16 protein-coding genes are annotated in these 20,614 nt (G+C 66.6%); 7 read left to right on the forward strand and 9 right to left on the reverse strand.

Annotation, left to right across the window (positions count from 1 at the left end):
* The first annotated feature begins 99 nt into the window (after positions 1-99).
* The 6 genes from ACYVF5_RS14635 (at position 100) to ACYVF5_RS14660 (ending at position 8,531) form a co-directional block, all read left to right on the forward strand.
* Positions 100-1,245: a sugar ABC transporter substrate-binding protein gene (locus ACYVF5_RS14635; protein WP_460947697.1), complete on the forward strand. Its 1,146-nt coding sequence runs from the start codon at positions 100-102 to the stop codon at positions 1,243-1,245.
* A 3-nt stretch (positions 1,246-1,248) separates the two neighbouring features.
* Positions 1,249-2,754: a sugar ABC transporter ATP-binding protein gene (locus ACYVF5_RS14640; protein ID WP_460947699.1), complete on the forward strand. Its 1,506-nt coding sequence runs from the start codon at positions 1,249-1,251 to the stop codon at positions 2,752-2,754.
* Between the two features lie 9 nt (positions 2,755-2,763).
* Positions 2,764-3,777, forward strand: a complete 1,014-nt coding sequence (locus ACYVF5_RS14645; RefSeq protein WP_460947701.1) for an ABC transporter permease — start codon at positions 2,764-2,766, stop codon at positions 3,775-3,777.
* Positions 3,778-3,813: 36 nt separating this feature from the next.
* Positions 3,814-4,572, forward strand: a complete 759-nt coding sequence (locus ACYVF5_RS14650; RefSeq protein WP_460947703.1) for an SDR family NAD(P)-dependent oxidoreductase — start codon at positions 3,814-3,816, stop codon at positions 4,570-4,572.
* Between the two features lie 328 nt (positions 4,573-4,900).
* Positions 4,901-7,138, forward strand: a complete 2,238-nt coding sequence (locus tag ACYVF5_RS14655; protein ID WP_460947705.1) for an alpha-ketoacid dehydrogenase subunit alpha/beta — start codon at positions 4,901-4,903, stop codon at positions 7,136-7,138.
* Position 7,139: 1 nt separating this feature from the next.
* Positions 7,140-8,531, forward strand: a complete 1,392-nt coding sequence (locus tag ACYVF5_RS14660; protein WP_460947707.1) for a dihydrolipoamide acetyltransferase family protein — start codon at positions 7,140-7,142, stop codon at positions 8,529-8,531.
* Between the two features lie 164 nt (positions 8,532-8,695).
* Here the strand turns inward: ACYVF5_RS14660 and ACYVF5_RS14665 are convergent, their stop codons facing one another.
* Both ACYVF5_RS14665 and ACYVF5_RS14670 read right to left on the reverse strand, forming a co-directional pair.
* Positions 8,696-10,303 carry a carboxylesterase/lipase family protein gene (locus ACYVF5_RS14665; protein ID WP_460947709.1) on the reverse strand — a complete coding sequence of 536 codons (1,608 nt, stop codon included), beginning with the start codon at positions 10,301-10,303 and terminating at the stop codon, positions 8,696-8,698.
* A gap of 93 nt (positions 10,304-10,396) precedes the next feature.
* The gene (locus tag ACYVF5_RS14670; protein ID WP_460947711.1) at positions 10,397-11,023 is read right to left on the reverse strand and encodes a VOC family protein; all 627 of its coding nucleotides are present in this window, start codon (positions 11,021-11,023) and stop codon (positions 10,397-10,399) included.
* A 342-nt stretch (positions 11,024-11,365) separates the two neighbouring features.
* On the opposite strand from ACYVF5_RS14670, the gene ACYVF5_RS14675 reads away from it, so the two are divergent.
* Positions 11,366-13,321, forward strand: coding sequence for an FAD-binding monooxygenase (locus ACYVF5_RS14675; protein ID WP_460947713.1), 1,956 nt, complete (start codon positions 11,366-11,368; stop codon positions 13,319-13,321).
* A gap of 53 nt (positions 13,322-13,374) precedes the next feature.
* On the opposite strand, the gene ACYVF5_RS14680 is transcribed toward ACYVF5_RS14675, so the two are convergent.
* The 7 genes from ACYVF5_RS14680 to ACYVF5_RS14710 form a co-directional block, all read right to left on the reverse strand.
* The gene (locus ACYVF5_RS14680) at positions 13,375-13,773 is read right to left on the reverse strand and encodes a GlcG/HbpS family heme-binding protein (RefSeq protein WP_460947715.1); all 399 of its coding nucleotides are present in this window, start codon (positions 13,771-13,773) and stop codon (positions 13,375-13,377) included.
* Positions 13,774-14,018: 245 nt separating this feature from the next.
* The gene (hpaD, locus tag ACYVF5_RS14685; RefSeq protein ID WP_460947717.1) at positions 14,019-15,164 is read right to left on the reverse strand and encodes a 3,4-dihydroxyphenylacetate 2,3-dioxygenase; all 1,146 of its coding nucleotides are present in this window, start codon (positions 15,162-15,164) and stop codon (positions 14,019-14,021) included.
* 46 nt (positions 15,165-15,210) lie between these two features.
* Complete coding sequence (gene hpaE, locus ACYVF5_RS14690; protein WP_460947719.1) at positions 15,211-16,725, reverse strand: 5-carboxymethyl-2-hydroxymuconate semialdehyde dehydrogenase; 1,515 nt, start codon at positions 16,723-16,725, stop codon at positions 15,211-15,213.
* An 11-nt stretch (positions 16,726-16,736) separates the two neighbouring features.
* Entirely contained in the window at positions 16,737-17,426 is a 690-nt protein-coding gene (locus ACYVF5_RS14695; RefSeq protein ID WP_460947721.1) for a GntR family transcriptional regulator, read from the reverse strand.
* On the reverse strand, positions 17,423-18,940 hold the full coding sequence (locus tag ACYVF5_RS14700; RefSeq protein ID WP_460947723.1) for a fumarylacetoacetate hydrolase family protein: 1,518 nt from the start codon (positions 18,938-18,940) through the stop codon (positions 17,423-17,425). The genes ACYVF5_RS14695 and ACYVF5_RS14700 overlap by 4 nt, the downstream gene beginning before the upstream one ends.
* Before the next feature lie 58 nt (positions 18,941-18,998).
* Positions 18,999-19,811, reverse strand: a complete 813-nt coding sequence (locus tag ACYVF5_RS14705) for an HpcH/HpaI aldolase family protein (protein WP_460947724.1) — start codon at positions 19,809-19,811, stop codon at positions 18,999-19,001.
* Positions 19,796-20,578, reverse strand: a complete 783-nt coding sequence (locus tag ACYVF5_RS14710) for a 2-keto-4-pentenoate hydratase (protein ID WP_460947726.1) — start codon at positions 20,576-20,578, stop codon at positions 19,796-19,798. The genes ACYVF5_RS14705 and ACYVF5_RS14710 overlap by 16 nt, the downstream gene beginning before the upstream one ends.
* Positions 20,579-20,614 lie beyond the last annotated feature (36 nt).

Here is a 20,614-nt window from a genome sequence, read left to right on the forward strand (position 1 = left end):
CGCCGTAATTGGACTCATTGCGATCAACAATGTCCACAATCATCGGTTTTCTGCACAGCTCACACCAGGTACTTCTGCTTCAATGACGAGGAGAAAGTTATGAATCACGTTCCACTTCGCCGCCTCTCGATCGGTGTCTCTGCGATCGCGGTCGCCGTGATGCTGTCTGCCTGTTCAGGTGGCGGCTCCACGGGCGCCTCCACACGTTCTGCCGACAGCGCCGAGCTCCAAGAGCTCACAACAAAAGCTCAGGAGCTGGTTGACGCCGCGAGTGCGGCGCAGACCGTCTCTCCTCCCGCTGAGGGCCCACGGGCCGTCGAAGGCAAGAAGATCATGGTGATCCCGTGCTCGATGGCGGCAGAGGGATGCGCGCGCCCGGCGAACGCGACAGTGGCGGCGGCGGAGGCGATCGGATGGGAAGCCACGATCAACGATCCCGGCGGAGACCCGTCGAAGATGGCGAACGCCGTGAGTCAGGCGATCAGCTCGGGGTATAACGGGATCGTCCTGACCGCGATCGACGCGGCGACCATCCAGGGCTCCTTGCAGCAGGCCAAGGACGCGGGCCTGCTCATCGCCGATTTCGCGGCGACCGATGTCGAGGACGGTGGCGAGCCCATCCTGGACACCAACGTGCCGTCGATCGACGATTTCTACAATGCTGGCTACACCATGGGCGCTCAGATGTTCCTCGACCACGGCCCAGACATGAAGATCCTGATGCTCACCGGCACGGAGTTCGGAAGCATCCGTGCTCGACTCGAGGGAACAAAAGCCTTCGTCGCCGACTGTGTTGCCGCCGGCGGCAGCTGTGAGATCGTGCAGGAACAGAACTTCCTCGTCACCGACCTCACCACGAGCCTTCCCAGTCAGGCCGCCGGCCTGGTGCGTTCACATCCGGACGCCGACGCCCTGTGGATCGGCTACGACGCCGGCGCCAACTTCGCGGTCGAAGGCCTCGAATCAGCTGGCATCACCGACATGCCGGTCTACAGCTTCGACGCCAACGTCGCGAACCTCACCCGAATCGCGAACGGGCAGACTCAGGTGGCGTCGGTCGGGTCGGCGATGGAATGGGTCGGCTACGGCATCGTGGACAACTTCAACCGGATCTGGGCAGGCGAGGAGGTCGTCGACCAGGGTCTGACCTTCAAGCTGCTGACGAAGGAGAACGTCACGTCGGGCGAAGCCTGGGACGGCGACGTCGACGTCAAGCCGCGGTACCTCGAGATCTGGGGCCGGTAGCTCATGCCATCCACGGAGACCGTGCTTCAGATCGAGGCGCTCTCGAAAACCTTCCCTGGACAGCAAGCGCTCACGGGGTTCGGTCTTTCCCTGCGGCGTGGAGAGATCCACGCCCTGGTGGGAGAGAACGGCTCGGGAAAATCCACCCTGATCAAGTGCCTCTCGGGTTACCACGCCCCTGACGCCGGAGCGCGGATCTCCGTGGATGGTTCCGATCTCGTCATTCCGTACCCGCCGACAGCGGCCCGAAAGAACGGGCTGGCGTTCATCCACCAGGACCTCGGACTCGTCTCGACCCTCTCCGTCACCGAGAATCTCGCGCTCGCACGGGGCTTCCACACCGGTTTCGGCGCCCGGATCGCCTGGCGGAAGGAGCACGAGAGAGCTCGAGCCATCCTGGAAGAGTTCGGCCACGGTGAGATCGATCCGAGGGAACCCGTCGGCGACTTGCCGCTCGCGGCTCAGACGATCATCGCCGTCGCGCGCGCCCTGCATCACGGCGAGCGAGCCCACGTGATCGTCCTGGACGAGCCCACCGCATCCATGCCTCACGCAGAGGTCGAGAAACTGCACGCCTCCATCCGCCGCATCGCCGAAACAGGGGTCGCGGTGCTGTACGTGTCTCACCGGCTGGAAGAGATCTTCTCTCTCTGCGATCGCGTCACCGCTCTGCGCAACGGGTGCAATGTCGGCACTGTCGACGTGGCAGACCTCGATTATGACGGGCTCGTGAACCTCATCGTCGGAGACGACGTCGAGCCGTTCGCCGCCTCCACAGCAGAATCCGTCCGAAACGAGGTCGCCCTCACCTTCGACGGCATCTCGGGTGACATCGTGCAGGGCGCAACCGGCTCGGTTCGCGCCGGAGAGATCGTGGGGGTCACCGGACTGCTCGGCAGTGGGTCATCGGAGCTCGGCAAGCTTCTCTTCGGAGCCGCCACGGCGAAATCCGGAACAGTCACGGTCCAAGGAGTTCCCTTCTCCGCCCAAAGCCCCGACGGCGCCATGAAGCGGAGCATCGGTTTCGTGCCGGGGAACAGGGCCAGGGAGGCGATACTCCCACGCGCCTCCCTGACAGAGAACATCATGCTCGTCGATTCGCGCAGGTACTTCATCAACGGATGGCGGAACCGCGGTCGCGAGAAGGCTCACGCCCAGTCGTTGATCGAGAGGTTCAACGTGCGCCCGAACGACCCGGATCGCGAGATCTTCTCGCTTTCGGGCGGAAACCAGCAGAAGGTCGTTCTCGCCAAGTGGCTGAACCGGAACCCGAAGGTCATCATCTTCGAGGAACCCGTCCAAGGAATCGACATCGGAGCCAAGACCGAGGTCTATTCAGTCATCGGCCAGGCTGCCCGCGATGGTGCGGCCGTGATCGTCATCAGCACAGAGCTCGAGGACCTGGCACACCTCTGCCATCGTGTGCTCGTGATGAAGGACGGCCGCATCGTCGCGGACGTCTCCGGTGCCGAAAAATCACGTGAACGCCTCGCTGCGCTCGCTCTTTAGGAGATAACAATGACCACAACAGAAGTCTCAGCGGCGCGTAGAGCGCCCAGCCCGCGCACACCAGCGCGTTCCCGGCGATCACTCGGAATCTCCATCGCCACATTCGGATTACCGGTGATCCTCGTGGTCGAGATCATCGCCTTCGGAATTCTCAGCCCCGACACGTTCCTCACCCTCAACACGCTGCAGACGATTGCCACAAACCAAGCGGTGGCCGGGGTGCTGGCCATCGCCGTCCTGTTTCCGCTTGTGGTGGGAGAGTTCGATCTCTCGGTCGGCTCCAATCTGGGGCTGGGCGCCATTCTCGTTGTGGGGCTGAGCGCCAACAACGGCCTCCCGCTGTGGGTGTCGCTGCTGATCAGCCTCACGGCGTGCTCCCTCATCGGCGTGGTCAACGGTCTGCTCGTCACCAAAGTCGGAGTGAACTCTTTCGTCACGACCCTCGGTGTTCAGTCGGCACTCGCCGGTGCGGTGCTGTGGTACACAAACGGGAACGTCATCTACTCCAACGTCCCGCCCGAGCTGTCAGCAATGGGCAGCGGGACACTCTTCGGCGCGCCGTATTCAGTCATCGCACTGATCTTTGTGGCCTTGATCGCGTTCTACATCCTCGATCAGACGCCCTTCGGCCGGTTCCTCTACGCCGTCGGCGGCTCGAAGGAAGCATCTCGCCTTTCGGGACTGAACGTTAACCGACTCACGATGCTGGCATTCGTGATCGCGGGCCTTCTCGCCGGCGTCGCAGGCGTTATGCTGTCCGCCAAGCTGGGCTCGGGCAACCCCACCGTCGGTGCGTCCTTTCTGCTCCCCGGGTTCGCCGCCGCCTTCCTGGGGGCGACGGCATTCCGCCCCGGCAGCTTCAACGTCTGGGGCACCGTCTTCGCGGTGTTCGTGATCGCGACCGGCATCTACGGACTGAACGTCCTCGGAGTCCCGTTCTTCATCGAACCGATCTTCACCGGAGCAGTGCTCGTCTTCGCTGTCGCGGCGACCAGGTACCTGCGCAAAGAACGAATCGCCTAACACCCTCGCCCAACCAACGAAAAGGATCGTGAAACTGTGGACAACACACGCAAAGTGGCAGCCATCACCGGCGGAGCTTCCGGGATCGGATTTGCATTCGCAAAAAGATGGATAGCCGACGGGGGCCGGGTCGTCCTCCTCGACATCAATGCGGCCGGCCTCGACACCGCCACAGCAGAGCTCGGAGGGCCCGAAACCGCTCGAGGAGTCGTCTGCGATATCACCTCTCGCACCTCGGTCGATTCAGCGATAGAGTCCATCCGCACTCACGAAGGCAGGCTCGACGGTCTTCTGAACGGCGCCGGAATCGGGAGGCCGTCGCCCTCAGCAGAGGTGAGCGACGAGGACTTCGAGGGGCTGATCGACATCCATCTGTTCGGCGCGATGCGCACCGCCAGAGCCGCGCACGGTCTCTTGAGCGAATCGAGCGGCGCGATCGTGAACATCTCGTCGGTTGCAGCCACGTCCGGAATGCCCCAGCGAGCCAGTTATTGCACGGCGAAAGCCGGAATCGAAGGTCTCACCCGAACCCTCGCCGTCGAGTGGGCCTCCGACGGCATCCGTGTGAATGCCGTCGCCCCTGGCTACACGAAGACGGCGCTCACGAAAAAGCTCATCGAAGACGGCAAGCTGCGCGCTGACCGCATCGAAGCGCGCACTCCTCTTCGGCGATTCGCCGAGCCAGAAGAAATCGCTTCGACCATTGCCTTTCTCCTGTCGAAAGACGCGTCCTACGTCACCGGGCACTCGCTTCTTGTCGACGGCGGGATGACCATCGACGGCGACTGGTATTGAAGTCGTGCGCGTCACGTTCGACATCACCGACAGACCACCGGCCGCGCACTCCGGCGCGCACTCAGATGCCGAATACCCGTCGACGCGGCTTCCACGCAAATCGTCGGCGATGACGCGGAACCCGCCGCCGTAAGCGGGCGAGCGTCCTCGAACCCACCTCGCCCTGCCGAGACGGTGAATCAAGCGGCGTCGCATCGGCGACCGCCTTTCTCGCCGGTGATGCTGTCCGTAACGCGCCCGGCGAAGACCTGCAGCTCAACAGCGGCCTGTTCATGGCGGTGAGCTCCGTTGTCTGCCACACCACCCCTACTTGCAAGGAGAACCTCTGATGCCACGCGAGAAACGTCTGCAGCCCGGATCGCCCTGGGTCGAGCTGAGCACAACGCCCGCCGACTGGAAGGCCGCCGACCCGGCGCTGCTCACCACGATGCTCGGTCAGCTGCATCTCATTCGCGCTTTCGAAGAGGCGGTGCTGGAGCTCGCCGGGGCCGGCCTCGTGCACGGCCCGGCGCACTCGAGCATCGGCCAGGAGGGCGGCGCCGTCGGATCCATCGTCGGCCTGCGCTCGAGTGACGGCGTGAACGGCTCGCATCGCGGCCACCACCAGTTCCTCGCCAAGGCGCTCGCGCACGTCGCTCCCGACGGGCTCGACCCGACGGCGCTCGTCACTCCCGCCGTGCAGGAGGTGCTGCAGAAGACACTCGCCGAGATCCTCGGGCTCGCGCAGGGCTACTGCCGGGGCCGCGGCGGTTCGATGCACCTGCAGTGGCACGAGGCGGGAGCGCTGGGAACCAACGCCATCGTGGGCGGCGGCGTTCCGCTCGGCGCGGGCAACGCCTGGGCCCAGAAGCACGCGGCGGACGCCGCGGCCGGCGGGTCGGCCGACCCCGACCCCACTGCCGCCTCCGGCTCGGACCTCACGGTCAGCTACTTCGGCGACGGTGCTGTGAACATCGGCTCCGTGCTCGAGACCATGAACCTCGCGGCCGCCTGGAAGCTGCCGTTCTGCTTCTTCATCGAGAACAACCTCTATGCCGTCTCCACCCACGTCACCGAGGTGACCGCCGAGCCGCGGCTCTCGGCCCGAGCCCTGGGCTTCGACATCCCCGCCTGGCGTGTCGACGGCATGGACCCCCTGGCCGTGCACATCGCCATGCAGCGGGCGGCCGAGCGGATGCGTGCGGGCGAGGGGCCCACCGTCATCGAGGCCGAGGTCTATCGCTACTTCCATCAGAACGGCCCCTACCCCGGCAGCGCCTTCGGCTACCGCAGCAAGGAGGAGGAGCAGTCCTGGCGCGACCGCGACCCGCTGCTCAGGATGGCCCGCGAGCTCTCGGCACTCGGTCTCGTCGACGACGACGGGATCGCGAGCGTCCGCCGCCAGGCCCAGGACGCGGTGCGGCTGGCCGTCGACGCGCTCACCGAGCCCGACCCCGACGGAAAGGCGGGAGTGAAGCGCATCCGGCCCGCTCTCTGGCCCGACCCCGGCTTCGTCGACGTGGGCATCCGCGGTGATCTCTCGGAGATCGCCGATGCGCTGACGCTCGAGCAGGGTGACTACGACGGTGCCACGTCGCGGGGCAAACTCGTCGACGCCGTGGCCGCGGTGATGGACCGCCGGATGGCCGTCGACGATCGCATAGTTGTGCTCGGCGAAGACGTGCATCGGCTCAAGGGCGGCACGAACGGCGCCACCAAGGGGCTGTCGGAGAAGTATCCCGGCCGCGTACTCGGCACCCCCATCAGCGAGAACGCCTTCGCGGGGCTCGGCGGGGGCATCGCCCTCGATGGCCGCTACAGGCCCGTGGTGGAGTTTATGTATCCCGACTTCATGTGGGTGGCCGCAGACCAGGTGTTCAACCAGATCGGCAAGGCCCGGCACATGTTCGGCGGCGACAGCCCCGTGCCGCTCGTGCTGCGCACGAAGATCGCCATGGGCTCGGGTTATGGTTCGCAGCACCTGATGGACCCCGCGGGCATCTTCGCCACCAGTCCCGGCTGGCGCATCATGGCGGCGTCGACGCCGTTCGACTACGTGGGCATGATGAACGCGGCGCTGGCCATCGGCGATCCGGTGCTGATGATCGAGCACATCGACCTCTATGCCGAATCGGGCGAGATCCCGGATGACCTGGACTACCAGATCCCGTTCGGCACGGCGGCGGTGCGGCGCTCCGGTTCCGACGTCACCGTCATCAGCTATCTGTCGATGGTGGGCGAGAGCGCGAAGGCGATCGAGCAGACCGGGATCGATGCCGAGCTGATCGATCTGCGTTTTCTCGACCGAGCCTCGCTCGACTGGGACACCGTGGGCGCGTCGATCAGAAAGACCAATGCGGTGATGATCGTGGAGCAGGGGGCACAGGGCACCTCGTACGGCGCCTGGCTGGCCGATGAGATCCAGCGCCGGTTCTTCGACTGGCTCGACCAGCCCGTGCAGCGAGTCACCGGCTCCGAGGCGTCGCCGAGCATCTCGAAGGTGCTCGAGCGGGCCGCGATCGCGAAGGCCGACGACGTGGTGGCGGGGCTCGGACGGGTGCGCGCCGGATTCGGAAGGGGTGCCTGAGATGGCGATGATCATCAGGATGCCGAGTGTGCTCGCGGGCTCGGAAGAGGCCGCCATCGCGAACTGGCTGGTGGAGAAGGGCCAGACCATCTCGGTCGGCGACCCGCTGGCCGAGATCGAGACCGAGAAGGCGGTCGTGGAATACAACTCCGAAGACGCCGGGGTGGTCGGCCGGGTGCTGCTCGCGGCCGGTGAGGCCTGTGAGATCGGCGCACCCATCGCGGTGCTGATCGCCGACGGCGAGACCGACGCCGACATCGACGCCGTGCTGGGCGAGACCACCGGTTCTGGAGCACAGATGGCGCCCGCGGCCAGCGGCCCCCGCTCCGCCGCGGACGCGACGGAGCGCGACCCCGATTCCGGAGCGCCCGTGCTGGAGGCCGCGTCGCTCGAGGCCGCCGCCCAGGTCGAGCCCGTGGCCGGCCTCGGCGAGGCTCCGGAGCCCGCGGGCTCCGCCCCGCGGGCACACGACGATTCGCGTCTCTTCGTCAGCCCCATCGCGCGGAAGCTCGCGAAGGAACGGGGCATCGACCTGCGGACCATCACCGGTTCCGGTCCCGAGGGCCGCATCGTGCGACGCGATGTCGAGGAGGCGCCAACGGCTGTGGCCCCCGGCACCGGCACGTCGAGTATGGCGGGGCGGGGCGTGGCCGACGAGCCGACCACCGCTCCCTCTGCCGCCGCGCCGGCACCGGCATCCGGAGCCGCCGGCAGCGACACCGAGCTCGTGCCCCACACGCCGATGCGCAAGGCGATCGCGCGCCGGCTCACCGAGAGCAAGTCGACGGTGCCGCACTTCTACCTCACGACCGAGTGCCGGGTCGACGAGCTGCTCGCGCTGCGGGCCCGGGTGAACGAGCGCTCCGCGGTGCGGGTGTCGCTGAACGACTTCGTGGTGAAGGCGGTGGCCGCCGCGTTCCAAGCGGTGCCCGAGGCGAACGTGACCTGGAGCGACCGGGGGATGCGTACGCACCGCTCTGTCGACGTCGCGGTGGCCGTGGCGACCGACGGCGGTCTCGTCACCCCCGTTGTGAGGCGTGTCGATGGCAAGAGCGTCACCGCGGTGAGCGCGTCGATCGCCGACCTCGCCGCCCGGGCCAAGGCGAAGAAGCTGCGGCAGGACGAACTCGAGGGCGGCAGCTTCTCGGTCTCGAACCTCGGCATGTACGGCACACTCGAGTTCGCAGCCATCCTGAACCCGCCGCACTCCGGCATCCTCGCGGTGGGTGCGGCGAAGCCCCAGCCCGTTGTGGTCGACGGTGAGCTGCGGGCGGCGACCGTGATGCGCTGCACGCTGTCGGTCGACCACCGCGCGGTCGACGGCGCCCTCGCAGCCCGGTGGCTTGCAGCCTTCACGGAGTGCATCGAGAACCCCCTCTCGATCCTCGTCTGAGCGCCTTGTGCATACACGTGAGCGTCCAAAAAAGCAGCCGACGGAGGGCGTCGCCGCGAGTTCGGCTGCTTTTTTGGTCACTCGAGCCCGGCCGCCGTCGAGCTTCTGAGCCGGCTCGACGACGCGTGATCCACGGGGGTGTCCACAGGCGGCCACCCGGGTGATCACTCGCCGAGCGGGAGGAAAGCCTCCCACGCCTGACGCCGCGCCCGCCGCGGGTCGGCGACGATCTCGTTGGTCTCGCCCATGATGTTCGTGAGGCGCAGCGGCTCACCGTATGCGGGCCATTCCGGTTCGAGATCGTGGCCGACGGCGAACCGGATCCAGAAGTCACGCATCCGCTGACCCGCTTCGCTCAGCTCGTCGCGCCCGCCGAGCACGGTCATCGCACGGGCGAGCGGAACGTCGACGTGATTGAACAGCGCATACATCTCGAGGCCGTGCGTGGCATCGAGTCCGACCAGCTGCAGCAGCCGAGGCGCCACATCGAAACGGTAGCTGTGCACACGAGTATGCCGTGAGTGAAAGTCGGCCACCTTCACACTCGGGTACCAGAAGGCGTAATCGCCCGCGAAGTCGGCAGCCCCTCGCGGCGAGAGCAGCCGCGGATAGGCCTCGCGCATGACCGGGCGCGATTCGGGCGGCGCATTCCTGATCAGCGAGCGGATGCGATCCGCCGAGCGCGGCAGAATATCGATCCTTCCGCGAAAGACAGAGCCCTCACGGTCGTTTGTGCCGATGATCAACGGCACACGATGCGCCCGGCCCGCCCGAAAGGCGTCGATCGGATACTCAGGCAGAAAGTCGCCGTCGACAACCGGCGCGAAGGGGAAGGTTCCCGGATGCGTGTCTGGCACCTTGTGCTGCAGGGTGAGCGCGGCGGCCACCAGGTCGGGTGCCTGCGCTGTCGTCAGGAGGGTGACCGGGTCTGCGTGCGTCGCGCCGGCATCCGTCTCTGCGTCACCGACGGTCGTTCGCAGGGCCTCGATGAACTCCCCGGCCCACTCGGCGGTCAGCTCAGGGCCATAGACGGCATGTGGTGGGGAGCTCTGCGCGATCGCCCGGGCGAAGAGGCCAGCGGCTGCGGGGGTGGCCATCAGCGTCGTAACAGCATTGCCGCCCGCTGACTCGCCGAAGATCGTGACGTTGTCTGGGTCGCCGCCGAACGCGCTGATGTTCTCGCGCACCCATTCGAGCGCCGCCACCTGGTCGCGCAGGCCGAGATTGCTCTCGAACGGGCGGTCGGGTGTGCTGTAGCGGGTGACGTCGAGGTAGCCGAGCGCGCCGAGCCGGTAGTTGATGCTCACATAGACGATCTCGCCGCCCTGCACGAACCCGTCCACACCGCCGAAGAAGTCGCGTGACGATCCGGAGGCGTAGCCGCCGCCGTGGATGAAGACCATAACGGCTTTGGCGGTGGTCCCGGTTGTAGCCGTGGTCGGTTCATCGGATTGGTCGGCTTTGCCATCGATGCTCCTGACGACGTTGAGGCTCAGGCAGTCCTCACCAGAGGGAACCCGCGGCCCGATGCCCCTGAACTGCCCGCGATATGCCTGCACCGCGACGCGTCCGAATGCTGTGCAGTCCAGCACACCATCCCAGGGGCGAACCGGTTGAGGCGCCCGAAACCGCCACTCGTCGACGGGGGCTGCGGCATACGGGATGCCGCGCCACACGGCGAGGCTGCCCTCGCGCACGCCCCGCACGGTTCCGCCCGTGACCTGTGCGTCGAGGCGCTCAGGAGCATCCGTCGCGGGGTAGGTCAGGACCATGGGGCTCCCGTCTGGTCTGGTTCGCCTGATTGAACCGTACTCCGCGCCCCTGACCGGACGCATCCGCCTGTCGAGAGGTCGGTGAGTGCGCACTCACGCAGAGGCTTCCCAGCGGAAGCCGTCCGGGTCGGTGAACGAACCGGTGCGCGCACCGATGGTGAGCCGGTGCGAGCCGGCGCCCTCGGCGGGAACCCCCGCGTTCTTCGCGAGGGCGCGGCGCCCGTTCAGCGCCAGTTTGATCGGGTGGGATGCGAACTCGACATAGGTGCGGCCGAAGCTCTTGCTCACCGTCAGTCCTTGCTCGACATAGAACTTCTTGCTGGTGCCGACGTCAGCCGCCCCGATCAGAAGAACGACCTCGTCGACGTCGCGTGTCGCAGGGCCAGAGTCCTTCTTCGAACTCGTCGCGATCGTCCAGACGGTTCCGTCTGGCGCCTGAATCGAACTTCCGAAGCCCCACATAGACTTCGCCGGCGGCTTGACCTCTGCGGCGCCGGCCGCGAGCGCGGCGTTGTGCAGCTCTCGTGCGTTGGCGGGTTGCGCCACCACCAGTGACATGGTGAAGCCTCGGAACCCGCTTGATGGTTCCTGCGCCTGCCGCACGCGCACGAGCGAGCCGAGGTCGAACGCGTCTGTGTAGAAGCGCTCGGCGGCAGCGGGGTCGTCCGCTTCGATCGTCACGGAGTCGATGCGTGTTGTGGTCGCGTCTGCAGATGTCATGTTCATCACGTTAATGAGGGGTGCGGGTCGCGTGCTTCTTGATTCCTGACCGCTCGTGCGATCGGGCTCGACGTCTTTGCGATCGTGCCGATCCACGTCTGTTATGGACGGTGTGTTATAGACGGCGAGTGTCCAAAAAGCAGCCAAAACGTGGACCCGGCGGCGGGTGGCTGTTTCTCGGACACTCACCATGCCAACGGGAGGCAGGGGATGTGGAGCTGCTCGGGTTGTGGCCGAGTGAGCGGCATCGTATGATGCGGTGAGCGATATAAGAATAGTGTGTTCGATAATCGAATACAGACCCGTCCGAACCCCGACCGCCCACAACGAAGTGAGGAAACCGTGCAGTTCCACCACCACGGATACGTGTCCACAGACCCCCGCATTCAGCCGCCTGCCGGCGTTGGAATCGATCGCCCGGAAGAGCTGCCAGACGAGGTCGACGTGCTCATCGTCGGCACCGGTCCCGCCGGTATGATCACCGCAGCCCAGCTGTCGCAGTTCCCGGGGGTGACGACCCGGATCATCGAACGCCGCGGCGACCGCCTGGCCATCGGGCAGGCCGACGGCATCCAGGCTCGCAGTGTCGAGACCTTCCAGGCGTTCGGCTTCGCCGAGCGCATCGTCGCAGAGGCCTACCGCATCACGGAGATGGCCTTCTGGAAGCCGGATCCGAGCGACCCCTCACGCATCGTGCGCACGGCACGCGCCGTCGACGACCCGACGGGCATCAGCGAGTTCCCCCACCTCATTGTCAACCAGGCGCGTGTTCTGGACTACTTCGCCGAGGTGATGGCCTTCTCGCCGACGCGGATGAAACCGGACTACGGTCTGGAGTTCGTGAGCCTCGAGAACACGAACTCAGGCGAGCACCCGGTTCTGGTGAGGCTCGCGCACACGGCCGGCGAGCGGAAGGGCCAGGAGCGCACGCTGCGGGCCAGGTATGTGGTCGGTGCAGACGGCGCCCACAGCCGGGTGCGTCAGTCGATCGGATGCAGCCTGGCCGGTGACCAGGCGTACCACGCCTGGGGCGTGATGGACGTGCTCGCCGTGACCGACTTTCCCGACATCCGCACAAAGTGCGCGATCCAGTCGGGGTCCGGCGGGAACATCCTCCTCATCCCCCGCGAAGGCGGCTACCTGTTCCGTATGTATGTCGACCTGGGCGAAGTGGACGCCACAGCCGGCGGTGCCGTGCGCCGGACCACCATCGAGCAGATCATCGCGAAGGCCAACGGCATCCTGCACCCGTACACACTCGATGTGAGGAACGTCGCGTGGCACAGTGTGTATGAGGTGGCGCACCGGCTCACAGACCGCTTCGACGATGTGCTCCCCGGCGAGGTCGGCACTCGCACGCCACGGGTCTTCATCATGGGCGATGCGTGTCACACCCACAGCGCCAAGGCGGGGCAGGGTATGAACGTGTCGATGCAAGACGGCTTCAACCTGGGCTGGAAGCTCGGGTATGTGCTTGACGGCCGCAGTCCGGAGAACCTGCTCAGCACCTATTCGGCGGAGCGTCAGATCATCGCGAAGAACCTCATCGACTTCGACAAGGAGTGGTCGGACCTGATGGCCGCGAAGCCGGAGGACCTCGATGACCCCTCTGCGCTCGAGGACTTCTACACACGCACGGCTGAGTTCCCCGCCGGTTTCATGACCCAGTACCCCCGATCGATGCTGGTCGGCGACGGCGCGCACCACAACATCGCCTCTGGGTTTCCGCTCGGCAAGCGCTTCACCTCCGCGCCGGTGGTTCGGGTCGGCGACACGAACCCCGTGCACCTCGGGCACCATCACCGCGCAGACGGGCGGTGGCGTGTCTATGCGTTCGCGGATGCCGCTGCCGCCGGTCAGGCGTCAGCGCTCGCGGAGTGGGCGGAGTGGCTTCGCACATCACCGGAGTCGCCCCTGCTCGTCCACACCCCTGCCGGCACAGACCTCGACAGCGTCTTCGACGTGAAAGTGGTCTATCAACAGCCGCACACCGACGTCGAGATCGAGCGGGTTCCAGACGTGTTCCTCCCCCGCGTCGGGCCGTTCGGGCTGATCGACTATGAGAAGGTCTATGCCGCCGACCCGCAGAACGACATCTTCGACCTGCGCGGTGTCGACCGTGGTGGCGCCGTCGTCATCGTTCGTCCCGACCAGTACACGGCGAACGTGCTGCCGCTGACGGCGACCGCAGAGCTCGCGCAGTTCTTCCGAGGCATCCTGCTTCCCGCTGTGGCGCCCGCTGCGGCGCCTGTCGCCGCGCCGGGCCCGGCCGCGGCACGGACGGCAGACGCCATGTGAACCGAGGGCGGGTCGCCCACAGAGCGACCCGTCCCGACTCTCAGAAGACGCGATCAGAGGGCGGCGGCGCCTGCTTCTGCGACGGTCTGATCCTGTTCGCCCGAGCCGCCGCTGACGCCGACCGCGCCGATCACCCTGCCGTCACGGGTGAGAGGAACCCCGCCGGCGAAAATCGCGACACGACCGTGATTGGTGGTGTGAATGCCGAAGAACTGCTGCGTCGGCTGCGCATTGTCGCCGAGGTCCTTGGTCGAGATGTCGAATGCCTTCGCCGTCCAGGCCTTGCTGATCGAGATCTCGATGCTGCCGATCCATGCGCCGTCCTGGCGGACATGGGCGACAAGGTTGCCGCCGGCATCCACCACGGCGATGTTCATGGGCTGGCCGATCTCGTCGGCACGTGCCTCGGCGGCGGCTATGACGCGGCGGGCGTCCTCCAGATTGACTGACATTGTGATTCCTTTCGTCGGGGCAGGCGGATGCCCCGTGCGGGCATTCGCCACCCGTCGCAGTCTCACACTCTTCGGAGCCCGATTCAATGGAGTTCGTCTGCCGCCCTCTCACCCTGGACCCGGCAGGCCCTCGCGCCGGCGGCATCCGTCGTCTGAACCGGGTCGGGCCCGCCGCCCCGGTGGACGACCTGCCCGAGAGGTGGGGCCCGGTGAGAGACCGGGCGCCAGCGGCGCCCGGTCAGATTTCACAGAGTGTTGCCGAGCTTGAATCCCCGTGCTTCTTCGCCCTCGCCTTTGCGGGTGTACGAGAAGCCGTCCGCGCCGATGGTGACCTCCATCTCGGAGTCTTCGCTCCTGCTGGTGAGCGGCTTCGGGTTGCCGTCGAGGTCGAGCACAAGCGACGACTCTGTGTACCAGCTGGGCACAACGGGGTTTCCCCACCAGTCTCGGCGCTGGTTGTCGTGCACGTCCCACGTGACGACCGGGTTGTCCGGATCGCCCGTGTAGTAGTCCTGGGTGTAGATCTCGACACGGTGGCCGTCCGGGTCGCGAATGTAGAGGTAGAAGGCGTTCGACACTCCGTGACGCCCGGGCCCGCGCTCGATCACGTCAGACATCCGCAGAGCACCGAGCTTGTCGCAGATGGCGATGATGTTGTGCTTCTCGTGCGTCGCGAATGCGACGTGGTGCATACGCGGCCCGTCGCCTCCGGTCATCGCCGTGTCGTGCACCGTCGACTTGCGGCGCATCCACGCGGCGTATGACGTGCCGGCCTCGTCTTGGATGTCTTCGGTGACGCGGAACCCGAGATCCTCCATGTACGTCACGGCGCGGGGCACGTCTGGGGTGACCTGGTTGAAGTGGTCGAGGCGCACGAGAGCGCCAGGGGTATAGAGGTCGTAGCGCCAGGCGAGGCGTTCGACGTGCTCGACGTCGTGGAAGAACTCGTAGGGAAAACCGAGCGGGTCTTCGACCCGCACCGAGTCCCCGATGCCCTTCACATAGCCGTCGGCGCGCCGCTCGACCCGGCAGCCGAGCTCCGTATAGAACTCGACGGCGCGATCGAGGTCCTCTGGGCTGCGCACCCGATAGCTGAACGCCGCCACGGCCGCCACCGGTCCCCTGCGCAGCACGAGGTTGTGGTGGATGAACTCCTCGAAGCTGCGCAGGTAGACGGTGTTCTCGTCTTCTTCTGTGACGATGAGGCCGAGCACGTCGACATAGAACCTGCGGCTGGCCTCGAGGTCGGTGACGACGATCTCCATGTATGCGCAGCGCAGCACGTCCGGGGGAGTCGCTGTCGGTGTGGGGATGGGCGAGCGCGGGGCCGGTATCGGGTGCGTCTCGGTGACGACCGGCTCGGGTGAGGAGGGGGTGATCGGGTTCGACATGATGGGCGTCCTTCTGTCTGCCGCGGAGCGGCGATCTGAGAGTTGGTCAGTGAGAGGAGGTGGCTCCGCTGCCGCGGCCGAACCGGGGGGAGTGCGCCTGGTTGAGAGTGATGTGCACGGCCTGCTGGTCGGTGTAGAAGTCGATGGACCGGTATCCGCCCTCGTGGCCGAGTCCAGAGGCCTTGACCCCGCCGAACGGGGTGCGCAGGTCGCGCACGTTGTTCGAGTTGAGCCACACCATGCCGGCCTCGACGCTCTGCGCGAAGTTGTGTGCGCGCTTCAGGTTGTTCGTCCAGATGTAGGCGGCAAGACCGTACGCCGTGTTGTTCGCGAGAGCGAGGGCGTCGTCATCGTCGTCGAACGGAGTGATCGCGACGACCGGGCCGAAGATCTCTTCTTGAAAGATCCGCGCCTCTGGGGCGACATCCGCGAACACCGTCGGAGCGACGTAGTTGCCGTCTGGAAAACCCTCTGGCCGGCCGCCCCCGGCGACGAGGCGAGCCTCGGTCTTGCCGATCTCGATGTAGCCCATCACCTTGTCGTAGTGCTCGGGATGAACGAGGGCGCCGACCTCCGTGGCCGGGTCGTGCGGGTCGCCGACGACGACGTTCTTCGCCCGTTGGGCGTAGCGCTCCACGAAGTCGTCGTAGATGGAGCGCTCGACGAGGATGCGGCTGCCGGCTGTGCAGCGCTCTCCGTTGAGTGAGAAGACGCCGAAGACCGTGGCGTCGAGAGCGTCGTCGATGTCGGCGTCGGCGAAGACGACGGCGGGCGACTTGCCGCCGAGCTCCATCGAGAGGCCCTTGAGGAACGGCGCCGCGTTGGCGAAGATGATCTGCCCGGTGCGGCTTTCGCCGGTGAACGAGATGAGCGGAACGTCGGGGTGCTTGACGAGGGCGTCTCCGGCCTCTTCGCCCAGCCCGTTGACCAGGTTGAAGACACCGTCTGGCACACCTGCCTCACGGAAGATCTCGGCCCACAGGCTGGCAGAGAGCGGGGTGAACTCCGCGGGTTTGAGAACAACCGTGTTGCCGGTGGCGAGAGCGGGTGCAAGCTTCCAGCTCTCGAGCATAAACGGGGTGTTCCAGGGGGTGATCAGCCCGGCGACGCCGATCGGCTTGCGGTTGACGTAGTTGACCTGCCGACCTGGCATCTTGTAGGTGTCGTCGTGCTGGGCGACGATCAGGTCGGCGAAGAACCGGAAGTTCTCAGACGCCCGCTTGGCCTGACCGAGAGCCTGTGTGATCGGCAGGCCCGTGTCGAATGTCTCGAGCTCGGCGAGCCGTGCGTCTTGGGCCTCGACGGCATCCGCAATGCGGTGCAGCACCCGGCTGCGCTCGCGGGGCAGCAGGCGTGGCCACGGTCCCTCATCGAAGGCGCGCTTCGCGGCGGCGACCGCGCGGTCGATGTCTGCCTGTTTTCCGGCGGCGGCCTGCACATAGGTCTCGTTCGACACCGGGTCGAGCACGTCGAAGGTGTCGCCGTCGATCGAGTCGACGAGCTCGCCGTCGATGAAATGGCGGATGCGCTCGGGCAGGTCTGCGGGCACGTGGTTGGTCATCGGAGGCTCCTTCATTCAGCGGCCCGCGCGAGCGGCGCAGCAGCCGGGGGTCTGTGCTCGGCCTGATAGGCGAGCATGGCGTCGAGTGTGGCCGTGCGGTGTTCACGAGCGGCGAGTTCGATCTGAAGGGCGTCTGCACCCGATTCGAGCAGGGCCAGGATGCCGTTGTGCTCGTCGACGGACTGCGTGGCGCGGCCGGGAACGAAGCTGAACGTCGAGTCGCGCAGCAGCCTCAGCCTGTTCCATCCGCGGTGCACGAGATCGAGCAGATGCGGGTTCGGGCATTCCTCGAACAGAACGGAGTGGAACTCGAGGTTGAGCTCTGTGAACGTGTGCGGGTCGAAATCGTTCAGGCTGCGGCGCATGCGCTCGTTGATCTCTCGCGCGCGCGTCAGATGCCCGGGGGTGAGATACGGGGCGCTCATCGACGTGGCGGCGCCTTCGACGAGGGCGAGGGTCTGCATGGTGAAGAGGTACTCGGTCTCTTGCAGAAGAGCGACCTGTGCGCCGACGTTGCGTTCGAAGGTGACGAGGCCCTCTGCCTCGAGGCGGCGGATGGCCTCGCGCACGGGAACGGCGCTGATGTCGAGTTCGCCCGCGATCTGGCCGAGCACAAGCCGGTAGCCGGGAACGAAGCGGCCGTCGTCGATGCGTTCGCGGATGTAGCTGTATGCCCGCTGGGATTTGCTCTCTGCGCTCATCGTCGGCCCTCCCGTTCGCGTGTGTACCTGGCTCTCCAGGCCGCGTTCATCGGGAAAAGCCCGTCGACGGCCTCACCGGCGGCGACCCGCTCGGCGATCCACTCGTCCTCGGCCTCTTGGGCGACGGCTTCGGCGGCCATCTCGGCGGCGAGCGCGCGCGGAATGACGATCACGCCGTCGCCGTCGCCGACGATCACGTCGCCGGGAACGACAGTCGCTCGGCCGCAGCCGATCGCGACATCCGTCTCCCACGGAACGTGCCGTCGCCCGAGCACAGACGGGTGAGCGCCCTGCGAGAACGTGGGGATGTCGAACGAGGCGACCTGTTCGAAATCACGGATGCCGCCGTCTGTCACGATGCCCGCCGCGCCCCGGTGCTGGGCTCGCAGTGCGAGCACATCGCCGACGGTGCCAGAGGTCCGATCCTGACGGGCGTCGATCACGATGACCTCGCCGGGGCCGACGGTGTCGAATGCGCGCTTCTGGGCGTTGAACCCGCCGCCGTGCTCGGCGAAGAGATCGGGGCGGAACGGGATGAAGCGCAGGGTGCGTGCGACGCCGACGAGCCGTGTGCCTGCCCGGGAGGCGTGGACACCCTCGATGAAGACGTCTGTGTGGCCCCGAGCACGCAGTCTGGCGCTCAGCGTGGCGGTGGCGACGCTCGACAGTTGCTTCACGAGCCCCGGCTCCAGCGGAGCGACGGCAGGTTCAGCTGTGTGCGCTGTCGCGTGGGATGCTGTGTGCGCTGTCGCGTGGGATGCTGCGTCTGCGGCAGCGGCGCGCTCGGCGTCTCCCCACGCCTCGATGCGCTGACGCTCGTCGACCTCTGGTGTGGCGCCGTGCTCGGCGAACGGTTCGCGGCCCTGGGCGACCGTGGTGACCAGCCGTCCGGAACTCGGAGCGCCGGGGGAATCGGGGGCATCGACCTCGACCTCGACCACGTCGCCGGGCAGCACAACCGATGAGCCGGCCGGCGTGCCCGTCAGGATCACGTCACCGGTCTCGAGCGTCATAAGCTGTGAGAGATCGGCGATCAGCTGTCCGAACGGAAAGAGAAGGGTCGCCGAGCTGTCTTCTTGCACGAGCTGACCGTTGACCCAGGTGCGCACGCGCAGGGCGTCCGGGCTCACCGATTCCGCCGGAATGACGTCTGGCCCGAGCGGGGTGTAGCCGTCGCCGCCCTTGGACCGGACGTTCGAGCCCTTGTCTGCGCTGCGCAGGTCGTACAAGCCGAAGTCGTTCGCCGCGGTGACGGCGGCGACGTGCGACCAGGCGGTGTCTGGAGAGACTCGTCTGGCGGGATCGCCGATGATGAGGGCGATCTCACCCTCGAAGGCGAGAAGCTCGGCGCCGTGCGGTCGTTCGATGGTGTCACCCGATCCAGACACCGACGAGAACGGTTTGAAGAAATACGAGGGGTGCGCCGGCGTGCGGCCGCGCTGTGCCGCCCGCGACGGATAGTTCAGATGCACGGCGATGATCTTTCCGCCGGAAGCGACACCTGTGATGCCCATTGCACAGCCTCTCGTTGATATATGAAATCATATACAATCGTGGGGCAGAGGGGAAGACCTAGTACCCGTCGGAACGAGCCGAGCCCCCACGACCGTGGATGAAGCGTTCCGCGAGTGCCTCAGAGGCTCTGGCGAGAAGCGAGACATCGGCCCCGACGAAGACGAAGTGCGCTCCGCCGGACAGGTGGCGCTCAGCCATCAGCTGATCGAAAGCGTTGACGCCCGCCGGCTTGCCGGCCGCGTGGGCGGCGGCGATGACGCGATCGACGGCATCCGTCACCGAGGGGTGGTCCTGCCTGCCGAGCACCCCGAGCGAGGCGGCGAGATCGGCGGGGCCGACGAATACGGCGTCGACGCCGTCGACGGCCAGGATCTCTGCCGCGTGCTCGACGGCGATCGCTGACTCGATCTGAACCGTGAGTGTGACGGTGTCGCTCGCCGCCGCGAGATACCCGTCGACCCGGTTCCACCTGGATGCGCGGGCAAGCGCACTGCCGACGCCGCGGACGCCGTGCGGCGGGTACCGCACGGCGCGCACGAGCTCTCGCGCCTGCTCGGCCGACTCGACCATGGGAACGATGAGGTTCTGCGCGCCGAGGTCGAGGTATTGCTTGATCGTCACCGTGTCGCCGAACGGCACGCGCACGACGGGGCAGACGTTATACGCGGCCACGACCTGCAGTTGGGTCTGGATGCTTTCGAGCGTGTTGGCCGAATGCTCGCCGTCGATGAGAATGAGGTCGAGACCGCTGCCGGCGGCGATCTCTGCGGCGACCGGGCTGCCCGAGACGACCCACATGCCGATGAGCGGGCGATCCGCAGCGTGAAGGCGTTCGATGAAGGTCGGGGGAAGAGTCATTCGAATCGGCATGTCACGGCTCCCAGCCCTGAATACTCCGCGTGAACCGTGTCGCCGCGCTCGACCCAGAGCGGCCTGGTGAACGAACCGGCGAGGATGATCTCGCCTGCGGTCAGCTCACCCCCGTGCCGTGCGAGCTTGCGCGCGAGCCACGCCACCCCGAGCGCCGGGTGCCCGAGCACCGCGCCGGAGACCCCGGACTCCTCGATCGTCTGATTGCGGTAGAGCAGCGCCGAAACCCAGCGAAGGTCCACCTCACTGGGCCTGACGGGGTTGCCGCCGAGAACCATCGCACCGAGTGCCGCGTTGTCGGCAATGGTGTCGACGATGGTCCGTCCATCCAGCTCGATGTGCGAATTGAGCACCTCGAGTGCCGGCACGACGTACTCCGTGGCGTCGAGCACGTCGAAGATCGTGCTGTGGGCGCCGGAGAGTGTGCGTCCGAGCACAAACGCGAGCTCGACTTCGATCCTCACATTCGAATACGCGTCGAAGTCCAGGCTCGAGCCGGACTCGAAGACCTGGTCGTCGAAGATCACGCCGTAGTCCGGCTCGGTGATGCCCGTCGCCGCCTGCATCACCTTCGAGGTCAGCCCGATCTTGTGACCGACGACCCGATGGCCGCCTTCGGCCCGACGGCTCGCCCAGAGCGCCTGGATGGCGTACGAGTCCTCGATGGTCATGCCCGGGTGGCGCCCGGTGAGAAGCGGCACGATGGCGCGCCGGTCGTGGGCGTCGGCGAGCTCATCGGCGATCGCCATTCGCTCGGTCTCATCCATGGCATCACATCCTTGTCTGCGGGGCGGGCGGCGACG

It is taken from the genome of Okibacterium endophyticum (assembly GCF_054780075.1).

What these genes read in the sequence shown, in the direction of transcription:
- ACYVF5_RS14635 (WP_460947697.1), top strand. Translation starts at nt 100, where the DNA reads ATGAATCACGTTCCACTTCGCCGCCTCTCGATCGGTGTCTCTGCGATC.
- ACYVF5_RS14640 (WP_460947699.1), top strand. Translation starts at nt 1,249, where the DNA reads ATGCCATCCACGGAGACCGTGCTTCAGATCGAGGCGCTCTCGAAAACC.
- ACYVF5_RS14645 (WP_460947701.1), top strand. Translation starts at nt 2,764, where the DNA reads ATGACCACAACAGAAGTCTCAGCGGCGCGTAGAGCGCCCAGCCCGCGC.
- ACYVF5_RS14655 (WP_460947705.1), top strand. Translation starts at nt 4,901, where the DNA reads ATGCCACGCGAGAAACGTCTGCAGCCCGGATCGCCCTGGGTCGAGCTG.
- ACYVF5_RS14660 (WP_460947707.1), top strand. Translation starts at nt 7,140, where the DNA reads ATGGCGATGATCATCAGGATGCCGAGTGTGCTCGCGGGCTCGGAAGAG.
- ACYVF5_RS14665 (WP_460947709.1), bottom strand. Translation starts at nt 10,303, where the DNA reads ATGGTCCTGACCTACCCCGCGACGGATGCTCCTGAGCGCCTCGACGCA.
- ACYVF5_RS14670 (WP_460947711.1), bottom strand. Translation starts at nt 11,023, where the DNA reads ATGACATCTGCAGACGCGACCACAACACGCATCGACTCCGTGACGATC.
- ACYVF5_RS14680 (WP_460947715.1), bottom strand. Translation starts at nt 13,773, where the DNA reads ATGTCAGTCAATCTGGAGGACGCCCGCCGCGTCATAGCCGCCGCCGAG.
- hpaD (WP_460947717.1), bottom strand. Translation starts at nt 15,164, where the DNA reads ATGTCGAACCCGATCACCCCCTCCTCACCCGAGCCGGTCGTCACCGAG.
- hpaE (WP_460947719.1), bottom strand. Translation starts at nt 16,725, where the DNA reads ATGACCAACCACGTGCCCGCAGACCTGCCCGAGCGCATCCGCCATTTC.
- ACYVF5_RS14695 (WP_460947721.1), bottom strand. Translation starts at nt 17,426, where the DNA reads ATGAGCGCAGAGAGCAAATCCCAGCGGGCATACAGCTACATCCGCGAA.
- ACYVF5_RS14700 (WP_460947723.1), bottom strand. Translation starts at nt 18,940, where the DNA reads ATGGGCATCACAGGTGTCGCTTCCGGCGGAAAGATCATCGCCGTGCAT.
- ACYVF5_RS14705 (WP_460947724.1), bottom strand. Translation starts at nt 19,811, where the DNA reads ATGCCGATTCGAATGACTCTTCCCCCGACCTTCATCGAACGCCTTCAC.
- ACYVF5_RS14710 (WP_460947726.1), bottom strand. Translation starts at nt 20,578, where the DNA reads ATGGATGAGACCGAGCGAATGGCGATCGCCGATGAGCTCGCCGACGCC.